We start from the raw sequence: 11,983 nt of genomic DNA, 5'->3' as shown, positions 1-11,983 counted from the left end.
CTTTATCTACGTCAGCCCCTAAAGTATTGAAAAATAAAACATTTATGTTGTTTGTGCTGATTGAATCTTTTGCTTTTATGGCGATGTTTGCTTATATTGCGGCTTCACCGTTTGTTTTTCAGGAATTTTACGGTCTGAGTAGTTTGGCGTTTAGCTTGTGTTTTGGTGTAAATGGCGCAGCATTGGTTGTTGGCTCAAACTTGGGCGGTCGCTTAAATAATTCTAAGGCGGTAAAAATGGGTGTGTTTGGCACACTTGTTACGGCTGTATATGTGGCGACAGCTTTGGTATTGCAGGTGAATGTGTGGCTGCTAGAGGCGGGATTTTTTGCCATGCTGTTAATGATTGGCGTGATGTTGCCAGCACTTGCGACTTTAGCGATGAGTGCAGAAAAAACTTACGCTGGTAGTGCGTCTGCTTTGCTTGGGTTTATGGTTTTTGCCTTTGGTGCGATCATCTCGCCTATGGTGGGGCTTGGCGACATTTTCATCTCAAGTGCCATCGCAATCGTGTTAAGTAGTCTGTTGGCATTGGCGTGTTATGCGTTGGTGGTGAAAAAGATTGGTCGGGTTTAAGGCATTTTCTAGGCTGGTTTGGGTGAATGTGGCAGATTGTGCGAATTAAAATCGCATCAACCATACAAATCTAAACCAGTCAATTTATATGATGTTCCACATGGAACCTTGCGAAACTTTAAAATTTGCACGCAAAATTTGCATGATGTTCCACATGAAACCATTTTTTCTGTTTGAGCTTGTCTCAGCCAATCTTTGCCAATCTCACAAATCCATCAATTCGCACGCTTGTGCAAAAAAAACGAGACACGAAAGCGTCTCGTTTTTATCATTGTTTTTTACAATCAACTGACAAGCCATCAATCAAACATATCTTTTACGTCATCTTTAAGCTTGTCAAAAAAGCCTTTTTTCTTGGAAGTGGCGGCGTTGTCATTGCCAAGACTTGCGCCAAAGGCACGCAGCTGCTCTTTTTGGGCATTGCTAAGATTGGTCGGCGTCTCAACAATGATACGGCAGATTAAATCGCCATTCATGCCGCCACGCACGGTGGTTACGCCTTTGCCACGCACGCGCAGCATTTTGCCGCTTTGAGTGCCTTCTGCGATTTTGATTTTCAAGCGGCCGTCCAGTGTTGGGATTTCCACTTCATCGCCTAGGGCGGCAACGACCATGTTTACAGGTACGTCCATGTGCAAATCTGCGCCATGGCGAGTGAAAACGGCGTGCGGCTGCACACGGATTTCAACGTACAAATCGCCATTTGGCATGCCAGCATCACCCGCTTCGCCTTTGCCCGCCAAGCGCACACGGTCGCCATCGTCCACGCCAGCAGGGATTGAGACTTCCAGCGTTTGCTGTTTGCGCTGCTTGCCTTCGCCATGGCAGTCTGAGCAAGGATTTTTAATCTCTTTGCCTTTGCCGTGGCATTGTGGGCAGGTTTGCTGCATGACAAAAAAGCCTTGCTGCATACGCACTTGACCTTGTCCGTGGCAGGTGCTACAAGTGGCGATGTCGCTGTCTGATTTTGCGCCTTTGCCATGGCAAGTGTCGCAAGTAACCGCTGAGCTGAAGGTGATTTCTTTTTTGCAGCCTTTCACCGCTTCTTCTAGGGTCAAGGTGAGCTTATAAAGCAAGTCTGCGCCTTTACTGGCACGGCTGCGTGAGCTGCGAGAGCCGCCAAAAAAGTCGCCAAAACCGCCTGCGCCACCGCCAAAGGCTTGCCCAAAAATATCACCGAAAATGTCGCCAAAGTCGCCATGAAAACCGCCAGCACCACCAAAGCCGCCATTATTCATGCCTTGTTCGAAGGCGGCGTGTCCCATGCGGTCATAAGCGGCACGTTTTTCAGCGTCCGACAGCACTTCGTACGCCATCGTGGCTTCTTTGAATTTTTCTTCAGCGCTTGGGTCGTCTGGGTTTTTGTCTGGGTGGTATTTCATCGCAAGGCGGCGATAGGCTTTTTTGATGGCTTTTTCGTCTGCTGACTTATCCACGCCTAAAATTGTATAGAAATCTTTACTCATGTGTGTTCCGTGATTTTCATGGTTCGTTGTTTGGTTTGCCACAAAAAAGGTGGCTAAGTGTGCTTTATAATGGTGGTGGTACGGCAATTATCAAGGTTTGGGGTGATATTTGCTGTAAAAATGTGGCAAAATACAGTTTTTGATTGCTGATTTTGGAGCGATGATGAAAACGGTTATAAAATTTGTGCTGGCGGCAGCAGTTTTGGCGGTGATTGCGGCTGGGGTGTCGCCTTATGTGCTGCTGTGGCGGCTTAATCAGGCTTATCAGGCGCACGAGTATCAAGCGCTGGTGGACGTGGTGGATTATGATGCGCTGCGTGTGAATCTAAAAACGCAGCTGTATGCCGAGCTTGATAAAAACCAAGATGAATTTGGCGAAATGCCGTTTTTGCAAGAGAGTTTGTCGCAGGTGGCAAAGGGTTTGATTGACACGGTGGTGGATCGTGGCGTAACTAAGGAAAATGCCGAACGTTTTGCCATCGCTGCAAGTAAAACCAAGCAGGGCGAAACCGTGCAGGCAGAATCTTTGGGCGTGGAGACGGTGGCGCTTGGCGGGCTTTTGGGTGTGCAAAATGCGCAGGATTTATTGGGCAATGCAGCTAAAACTGACGACAATGCAAGTGAAAACGCGCCCAATACAGACGCACCGACTGACGAAGCGGACAATGCGCAAGTCAGCTATGGCTACTGCGGCGTGAACTGCTTTTTAGTGGCTTGGCAAGACGATGAGCGCACAATCAGCGCACAGCTTGAGCGGCGCAATGTCTTTGGCTGGAAAGTGGTGAATGTGGTTTTACCATTTGCCGATGAATGATGGATTTGTACTGCTAAAAATCGTTAAAAAACCCGCCTTAAAGAGCGGGTTTTGCTTGGTTGATGAGCGTAAAAAACTTAGCGAATGTTTAGAAATTCTAAAAATTCATCGCTCGTGAAATTGCCTTGGAATAAGTCGCCTTGAGCGTTGAAAATTGCAGGCGTGGCAAAAATCGCCAGACCTTGAGCGGTGATTTGGTTGCCCAAAAGATGATTTTCATCGCCAGTACAGCGCACGCTTTGGCTGCGAATGCCTTTCATGCCAGCGGATAATAAAGTGGCGCGCTTGCTTGGGTCGCTTTCGCACCACATATGGCGCATGGGTTCAAACGATTCGTCATACACAGGGTAGCCGATGGCTTTTACGGTGATGCCTTTGGCGTTAAATTCGCCGATGCGCGCGTGGAACAGCTTGCAGTACGGGCAGTTGATGTCGGTTGCAACGTATACCACCGCTTTTTCTTCGCCTTTGGCAGGATAAATGGCAAGGGCGTTTTCGTCCAGCTGGCTAAAGACGTGCTGGTTCTTTTTGCGTTCAAATTCATAATCCAAGCCGACAAAATAGCCGTTTTCAATCTTGGAAATTTCGCCATTGATGAAGTAGCGACCGTCCGCACTCACTAAAAATGGCACGCCGCCAGTGCCAGACACGCCCCATAGCAGGCCTTTGATGTTGGTGTGGTAAAAGGCGGTGTCTTGGTCAATGTTTGCCAGTGCTTTCATGTTGTCAAGCAGGGCGGATTTGTAAGTTTTACTAACAGGTGTGCCAGCAGGTTGGTTTGCGCTGATGTGACTTGCAATCGCCACGGCAGGGCTTGGGTTGGCTTCTAGTGCGCCTTGAATGACGTAATCGGCGGCTGTGGTGATGAGCAGCGGCTCTTGGTTTGCGCCAAGCGTTACCACAAGTAAGCCATCAATCGCAGAAGGGGCAATGTTTGTGATGGGTGCTTGTAAGCCTGCGTGGGTGAGCAGCGCGCGAATTTGGTTGTAATCGCTGCTTGCGCTGATGGCGGCAGGCGCTGATTGGGCATAGGCTGGCACGCTGGCAAGTGCGCCCAAGAAAAGTGCGCCAAATAAGGCGGTCAATTTGGCTGACGAATTAAAAGATGACATAAAAGCTCCGATTATTCCAAAAATTGATGTTTTATAGTTGGCTTATGCGTAAATGCAATAATGGTGCATTATAACAAATGCCAAGCGCTGTGTTTGGCAAAGTGGGTGTTTGGTTACAAAATGCCGAACAGCGTGTGAGATGGGCGCAAGGTGCGTAAGCTGGCAAGATTAAGAGCAAATTGTGCAGCTATAAAAAACCGCCAAGCGTTGAAGTTGGCGGTTTGTACTTGGAAAATATCAAAAGGAAATGTCAGCGGAAAACACCAAGCGGTGATGAACGGTGGGTATGATTAAAAAAACGTTAAATTTCAGACATTTAGCCGTTTAGTCGTTCGGTTGCCATTTACCAAAATCATCACACGCCAAAACCGCTTAAAACTGCGCAATCTCCGCTTCGCTTAAAAAGCGACATTCGCCCATTTCCAAGCCGTCCAGCGTGATTGAGCCGATGCTCGCTCTGTGCAGCTCGATGACTTTATTGCCAAAATACGCCATCATGCGTTTGACTTGGTGGTATTTGCCTTCGGTCAAAATCAGTGTGGCGTGCGTCTCATCGGTGAAGCTCAGCTCGGCAGGGCGTGTTTTTTCAAGGTCGCCTTCTAATAAAATGCCGTTTGTCACTTGCTTGATGGCGTGCGCTTGGGCGGCTTCGTCCATCGGGTCGGCTAGGGTGATTTCGTAGCGTTTCGGCTGGTGGCGTTTTGGGCTGGTTACACGGTGCAGCCATGCGCCATCGTCCGACAGCAAAAGTGCGCCTGTGGTGTCCACGTCCAAGCGTCCAGCGATGCGCAGGCTTGCCACTTCAGGCACGGCAATCAAATCGGTAACGATGGGGTGATCTTTTGGGCGCAGCGTGCATTCAAAGCCGTCTGGCTTGTACAGCAAAATGTAGCGGCTGCCTTCGGCGACAGACAGCGGTTCACCTGCCCAAAGCACGTCATCATTGGCGATGTCAATGTGGCGGCTGCCGTCTTTGACGACTTCATCATTGACGGTGATTTCGCCTGCGTGGAGAATTTTTTTGGCGTCTTTGCGAGACAGTTCGGTGGCTTTGCTTAAAAATTTATCAAGGCGCATTGCATTTCTTAATTTGGCTAAAAATGCTAGTGTAGCACATTTATGAATGGTGAGAAAGTTTGCTGTTAAAAAGGCGGGGTTAAAAAGTCGGCTGGCGGTTTGGCAAGTTTGGCGGTGCAATGGTTTGGCAATGAAGTGGCTTGGCAAGTTTAAAAGGTGGCAAGTATTTATCAATTTGGCTTGTCAATTTTATCAAGCGTGCATGGTGAAATTGCAGAAAAAGACTAATTTGCGTCCACGCGCTCGCTTTTTGAAGCCAAAAACCCAAAAGGAATGTTTATCGCCATCAGCACAAACAGCACAAATAGCGGCGTGTGCCAGTTTTGGGTTTGCTCAAAAATCAGCCCCAGCCCCATCGGCCCAAAAAACGCCAGTGAATAACCGACCGCCTGCGCCATGCCTGACAAATCGCGCGCCGTCTCAAAGCTGCCTGTGCGCACCGAAAACATCATCAGCATGAGCGTGAAAGTTGCTGCGCCACCAAAGCCCATCATCGCTGCCCAAAAAACGCTGTACGCAGGCAGCCACAGCAATCCAGCCACGCCAAGCGCATTTAAAATGGCGCAAATCAGCCCAAAAAGCTGCGTAGAAAAACCACGCTTCATCAAAAAAGTCAGCAGTAAAATCGCAGGCGGTGCAGCCAGCTGAAACGCCAGCATCAGCTGGGTGGCAGCGCCAAGCGTCATGCCGTAGCCCATGCCGACAGCGGTCAGAAAACTTGCCGCCCAATAAAACATCAAAGACTGCAAGCCCAAAAATACCGACATCTGCCATGCCGCCACGCTGCGCCAAGGATTAAACGTGCGCACGGCTTCGGCACTGGTGTGTTCCATGGTGATGGTGTGTGTTTGGGTGGTTGTTTGGGTGGTTTGTTGGTCGGATTGCAGAGTGATTGGTTTGGCGGTGTGCGAGCGGTGTTTTTGTAGGACGATGAGCCAAATGCCAGCCGCCATCATGCCAAAAACCGCCCAGAAACTAAGCGCCATTCGCCAGCCAAAATTTTCTGACAGCGGCACAACCGCCCACGCCGCAAGCCCTGCCAACACCGACATGCTGAGACTAAAAATCCCTGTGGCGCTGGCGATGTGGTTTGGTGCGTGCTTTTTGATAAAAGGTGCGGTCAAGGCGTTTAGCATACCGATGGCGAGCGCCACCAAAAGCGTGCCAATAAACAGCGTCGTCATGTCAAGCCATGCTCTGCCTGCCACGCCAAGGCTCAGCAGCAGCGTCATGACAATCATCATTGGCTCAATGCCAAAACGCTTGGCAAGGCTTGGCGCAACGAGCGCACCCAGCGCAAATAATGGCATGGGCAGCGCACCCAGATAGCCGATTTGCGCCGCTGTCATCGCAAAACTGTCCGCCAGCATTGGGAAAATCGAGCCAATCATCACGATGGGCGAGCGCATATTCATCGCCGCAAGCACAAGCCCAACGATAATCAGCGCAAGAGGGATGGCAGGCGTGTGGCGGTTCATGATGGCTCCAAAATATCGGCGCAGGCTTGTACAAGCAGGCAGGCATGCAAAAACAAAAACCCGACAAGCGTCAGGTTTTCACTTGGCATAGCCCCATCTTAAAGCAATTTGGCGAAATTTGCCAATGCTTTTTAGGTGCGCCATGCCAAAAAGGGCGAGCGTTTAGATTTGTTTGCCGAGTTTGGCGGCTTTATCGCTTAGATTTTTGCTGTCGGCAACTTGGCTTTCGCATTTGTTTGGGTCGTTGCCACAAAATTGGCAGTATTCATCGCCCATTAAGTTTGCCACGCCGCCGCATGAGCCTTTGAGCGGCTGCTTTTTGACGATGTAGCCTACGCCCATGAACAAAAAGAACAGCCCAAATACAATGAGTGTAACAAAGAAAACGGGAATGAATTGCTGTAAAAGATCGCTGGTCATCATGCGCTCCTTGTGGTTGTTTTGGGTATTATAGCATGATTGGTGGTGAGTCGGGGCTTGAAAATGAGTTGTTAGCCAAACTTGTGATAGAAAATAGGATGTTAAGTGTTATATAATGAAATATGTAGCATTTTTCAGGATTATATCACACCCATCAAATGCAAACTAAAGAACTTTTAATAACCAAATATTGGTAATTTGGTCATACCGTAAAAGCAGGAATGAGAATTTAAGGAGAGTGCCATGGCATTTAACCAAGCAAAATTATTTGATAAATTAAACGAATTAGTCTTGACAACACATACGTTGTTTGCACAAAATTTTAGCACAGCACAGCACAGCACAGCCTGCCAAAAGTATTGGCTTTTGTCTAGCCTTTTTAAAACTTTTTGACACACCAAAATCTACATTAACCCGCCTTCAAAACAACACTGCCAACGCAAATAAAGCACCTAACCCAGAATTGGGTGAAATCGCATTAGCCCAGTCAATTTATTTTAAGCCCGTTGCATTTGGCACAGATTTATTTGAGTTTTTTCAAGCTGTTAAAACCCAATCTTTTCTTAAAACGCATCAAATCCGCTTTATTTTCCTAACTGATTACCAAAACATCTACGCCTACGATTTCAAAACACAAGAATCGCTCGATGTTTCGTTTTTAGATTTAGCAAAATATTACGATTTTTTCTTGCCATTGGCAGGCATTGAAAAATATATTGAGACTGCTGAAAACCCTGCAGACGTTAAAGCGGCTTATACAATGGGCAAGCTGTTTGATCAGCTTAAAAAATACAATCAATTTGAGCAACAAACCGACCTGCATTTATTAAACGTCTTTCTCACGCGCTTGTTATTCTGCTTTTTTGCGGAAGATACTGCCATTTTCCCGAAAAATGCGTTTACCGCCTTGCTAGAAAATCACAGCACTAAAGATGGTAAAAATGTCAAATCGCTTTTAACAGAGCTTTTCCGCTGCTTAAATACACCAGATGAGCAATATCGCCAAAAGCAACCACGTTTCATCGCACAATTTCCCTATGTAAACGGCAACTTATTTGCTGAAGATTTAGCCATTCCTGAATTTGACAACCGAGCCCGCCGTTTGATGTTAGATTGTGCGGCGATGAATTGGGCAGAGATTAACCCTGATATTTTTGGCTCGATGTTCCAATCAGTAACAGACCCGCAAAAACGCAGCCAATTAGGGCAACATTACACTTCAGTGCCAAACATTATGAAAGTGATTGAGCCGCTGTTTTTAAACCCACTCAAACAAGAATTTGACGCCATCAAAATGCTCAAGCAAGGGCAAGAAAAACGCCTGCAAGAGCTGCTTATGCGATTGAGCACTATCAAAATTTTTGACCCTGCGTGTGGTTCGGGCAATTTTTTGATCATCGCTTATCAAGAATTGCGTAAATTGGAAGTGGATATTTTTAAAGAGCTTGCCCAATCGCAATCAATGTTTAGCGGCATATCTTTGGATCAATTCTACGGCATTGAAATTGATGACTTTGCCATCGAAACCGCACGGCTGTCGATGTATCTTGCTGAGCATAAAATGAACCAGCATTTAGAAAAAGAGCTAGGCATACACCAGCCAACGCTTCCGCTTGTGCATAACAGTTCATTGGTGGCGGGCAATAGTTTGCGTCTTAATTGGCACGAAATTTGCCCCAATAACGGCACGGACGAAATCTATATCATCGGCAATCCGCCTTTTGGAGGTTCGGGCAACCGCAGCGATGAACAAACTAAGGATATGGAAATCGTTTTCCAAGGTTTTAGAAAATTTAAGTTTTTGGATTATGTTGCTTGCTGGTTTTGGAAAGGCACACAATACATCAAAGGCACGCAGGCAAAGCTGGCACTGGTTTCTACCAATTCTTTATGCCAAGGCGAGCAAGTGGCAATGCTGTGGAAATATGTGTTTGAAGAGCAAGTGTTTATCCATTTTGCCTATCAGTCTTTCCCGTGGGCGAATAATGCCAGAGATAAGGCAGCGGTACACGTTGTGATTGTGGGCTTATCTGCTCAAGAAGAAAAACACAAAACCATTTATAAACTGACTGATAAACAATGGTTTAGTCAAACGGTGGGGAATATCAGTCCTTATTTGATGGAAGGGAGCAACATAGTTATAGAAAGCCGTGAAAACCCAGTTGGCAATATATTGGAAATGGTTTATGGAAATAAGCCTGCTGATGGAGGCTTTCTATTACTATCAACAGAAGAAAAAGATACATTGTTATATTCAGAACCCAAAGCCGAAAAATGGATTAGAAAATTATTAGGAGCAGATGAATTTTTAAATGGTGGTGAACGATATTGTTTATGGCTTGTGAATATAACTGAAGATGAGTTATCTCAAATGCCTTTGGTGCAAAAGCGTATTGAAGGCGTTAGACAAATGCGTTTAGCCAGTCGCAAAGCAGCGACAGTAAGGCTGGCTTCAACACCACATTTATTTGCTGAAATTAGGCAACCCAATGAAGGGAATTATATATTAGTTCCAAGAGTGTCATCCGCTGAAAGAAGATATATTCCTATGAATATTATTTCTTCAGATGTTATTTCGTCTGATGCAAATACATTGTTGCCTAATGCCACAATGTATGAATTTGGAGTATTAAACTCGCTAATTCACAACGATTGGATGCGAACCGTTGCTGGGCGTTTGGGTATGGGATACCGATATTCCAACACCATTGTTTACAACACCTTCCCTTTCCCTAATGCTAGCGAAAGCCAAAAAGCCCATATTGCGGAATTGGCAGAAGAAGTGCTGTTGGTACGCTCTGATTTCCCTGAAATGACGCTTGCCCAAATGTACAACCCTGAAACGATGCCCGCCGAGCTTAAAGCCGCTCACGAAACCTTAGACCGTGCGGTAGAAAAACTCTACCGAGAAAAGCCCTTTGCAGATGCTGCCGAGCGGGTGGAGTTTTTGTTTGGCTTGTATGAAAAATTGATTCGAGCAGAAAAACAAGCGGGCAGATAACCGCACTTTTTTGCAAACTTTTTAAAAAATTGACCGCTTGTAAAGCGAAAGGAAAACAAAATGAAACAGGGTTTTAATTACCAACAAACAGGCAGCAGCAAAGCCGCTAACGCAATGGGAATGCGAGAAATGCAAGCATTGGCATATGAAAAACGCCTTGCTCATTATTTGCTGCTCAAAGCACCGCCTGCCAGCGGCAAATCCCGTGCGTTGATGTTTTTGGCGTTAGATAAATTACATCACCAGCACATTAAAAAGGCGATTATCGCCGTGCCTGAAATGTCTATTGCAGGCAGTTTTGCGGATACGGATTTAACCACGCACGGCTTTTTTGCTGATTGGCGGGTCTTGCCTGAGAACAATTTGTGTATCGGCACGCAATCGGACAAATCAAAAGTGCAGGCCTTTATTCGCTTTATGCAGTCAGCGGATCAGGTGCTGCTTTGTACACATTCCACACTGCGTTTTGCGATGGAGCAACTTGCCCCAACAGCGTTTGACCGTGCGGTGATTGCGATTGATGAATTTCACCACGTTTCGGCACACGAAAATAGTGTACTTGGTAAGCAGTTAGACCGCATTATGCAAGAAAGCAGTGCTCATTTGATTGCGATGACAGGGTCGTATTTCCGTGGTGATGCAATGCCAATTCTTACCCCTGAAGATGAAGCGAAATTTGAGCAGGTTACTTATACCTATTACGATCAGCTCAATGGCTATCAATACCTAAAATCCTTGGGCTTGGGCTATCATTTTTATCAAGGTAATTATTTTGATGCTTTGCCTGAAGTGTTAGATCGCAATAAAAAGACCATTATTCATATTCCAAATGTCAATTCGGCAGAATCCACAGGGCGAAAATATGATGAAGTGGGGCGAATTTTAGATTATTTGGGCGAGCTGGAGCATACCGATGAATACCATATTCATCATATCCGTACGCCTGATGGCAAGCTGATTAAAGTGGCGGATTTGGTGGAAGATGATAACGCCACACGCACCACCACAATGGGCTATCTTCGCCAAATCAAGCAGGCTGATGATTTGGATATGATTATTGCTCTGGGTATGGCAAAAGAAGGCTTTGACTGGCAGTTTTGTGAACACGTTTTAACCATTGGTTATCGTGCTTCTTTAACCGAAGTGGTGCAAATCATCGGGCGTGCCACACGAGATTGCGAAGGCAAACAACACGCTCAATTTACCAACTTAATCGCCCAGCCTGACGCTGAAGATGATGATGTGAAAAATGCGGTGAATAATTTGCTCAAGGCAATCAGTTTGTCGCTGTTGATGGAGCAGGTGCTTGCACCAAACATCACTTTCCGTCCACGTTCGGGTATTTTAGACCACGAAAAGTTGCCTGCTGGCACAATAATTGTGGACGATACCACGCGTGCACCGTCCAGCAAGGTGCTAAAAATCCTAAATGGGGGTAAAGACGAGCTGATTTCTGCTTTGTTGCAAGATAATCGCACAATGCAAGCTGTGGCAAGCCCTGAGCTAGACCCTGCTTATATCTCGGATATTTTGTTACCACAAGTGATTAAAACACGTTATCCTGACCTTGATGATGAAGAAGCTGCGATGGTGCAAAGTGGCATTATGCAAAGTTTGGTGATTAACCAAAATGGTGGTGTTGTTAATGAAGGAGATTTGCCGCCTGATGCCAAAACCGAAGGTGAGCGTGGGGCAAGCAGTCAATTTATTAAACTCAATGATCGCTTTATCAACATCAACAATCTGTCGATTGACTTAATTCGAGAAATTAACCCATTCCAGCGTGCATTTGAGGTGCTTGCAAAAGATTTTACCCCAGAGGTGCTAAAAACTATTCAAGCACAAGCGACCGCTAGCCGAACGTCAATGACAGAGGAAGAAGCAAGAATGTTGTGGCATAAAATTAAAGCCTTTATCACCTTGCACGGCAAAGAGCCAAATCAACATTCGAGCGATCCACTTGAAAAACGAATGGCAGAAGCCATCGCCTTTTTGCGTGTGAAAAAAGCAGAGCAGTTAAGCTGACAATAAGCCATAGCC

At 46.2% G+C, this 11,983-nt stretch carries 9 protein-coding genes; 4 read left to right on the top strand and 5 right to left on the bottom strand.

The genetic code is table 11. The features are described from left to right. Positions 1-575, top strand: a 575-nt coding sequence (locus B0181_RS00820) for an MFS transporter (protein ID WP_249024903.1), incomplete at its 5' end; no start/stop codon positions are given. A gap of 299 nt (positions 576-874) precedes the next feature. Here B0181_RS00820 and dnaJ read toward each other — a convergent pair. After that, positions 875-2,041, bottom strand: coding sequence for a molecular chaperone DnaJ (gene dnaJ, locus B0181_RS00815; protein WP_078275600.1), 1,167 nt, complete (start codon positions 2,039-2,041; stop codon positions 875-877). Between the two features lie 163 nt (positions 2,042-2,204). Between dnaJ and B0181_RS00810 the strand changes: the two genes are divergently transcribed. Next, on the top strand, positions 2,205-2,855 hold the full coding sequence (locus tag B0181_RS00810) for a DUF2939 domain-containing protein (protein WP_158078916.1): 651 nt from the start codon (positions 2,205-2,207) through the stop codon (positions 2,853-2,855). 77 nt (positions 2,856-2,932) lie between these two features. Here B0181_RS00810 and B0181_RS00805 read toward each other — a convergent pair whose 3' ends face one another. The 4 genes from B0181_RS00805 to nqrM all read right to left on the bottom strand — a co-directional run bounded on the left by B0181_RS00805 (position 2,933) and on the right by nqrM (position 6,942). Then, positions 2,933-3,967 (bottom strand): thioredoxin fold domain-containing protein, encoded by a 1,035-nt coding sequence (locus B0181_RS00805; RefSeq protein ID WP_078275598.1) that lies wholly within the window; start codon positions 3,965-3,967, stop codon positions 2,933-2,935. Between the two features lie 372 nt (positions 3,968-4,339). Further along, complete coding sequence (locus B0181_RS00800) at positions 4,340-5,044, bottom strand: pseudouridine synthase (RefSeq protein WP_078275597.1); 705 nt, start codon at positions 5,042-5,044, stop codon at positions 4,340-4,342. A gap of 224 nt (positions 5,045-5,268) precedes the next feature. Continuing rightward, on the bottom strand, positions 5,269-6,522 hold the full coding sequence (locus B0181_RS00790) for an MFS transporter (RefSeq protein WP_078275595.1): 1,254 nt from the start codon (positions 6,520-6,522) through the stop codon (positions 5,269-5,271). Positions 6,523-6,684: 162 nt separating this feature from the next. Next, positions 6,685-6,942, bottom strand: coding sequence for a (Na+)-NQR maturation NqrM (gene nqrM, locus B0181_RS00785; RefSeq protein WP_115338088.1), 258 nt, complete (start codon positions 6,940-6,942; stop codon positions 6,685-6,687). A 310-nt stretch (positions 6,943-7,252) separates the two neighbouring features. Between nqrM and B0181_RS00780 the strand changes: the two genes are divergently transcribed. After that, positions 7,253-9,943, top strand: a complete 2,691-nt coding sequence (locus tag B0181_RS00780; RefSeq protein ID WP_211276062.1) for a class I SAM-dependent DNA methyltransferase — start codon at positions 7,253-7,255, stop codon at positions 9,941-9,943. Positions 9,944-10,003: 60 nt separating this feature from the next. After that, positions 10,004-11,968 carry a DEAD/DEAH box helicase gene (locus B0181_RS00775; protein WP_172462100.1) on the top strand — a complete coding sequence of 655 codons (1,965 nt, stop codon included), beginning with the start codon at positions 10,004-10,006 and terminating at the stop codon, positions 11,966-11,968. The last annotated feature ends 15 nt before the right edge of the window (positions 11,969-11,983 follow it).

The organism is Moraxella caviae (assembly GCF_002014985.1).
In the GTDB taxonomy this organism is placed as follows: domain Bacteria; phylum Pseudomonadota; class Gammaproteobacteria; order Pseudomonadales; family Moraxellaceae; genus Moraxella; species Moraxella caviae.
Note: the sequence above shows the minus strand (reverse complement) of the source record. Positions and strands in the feature narration are given on the sequence as shown.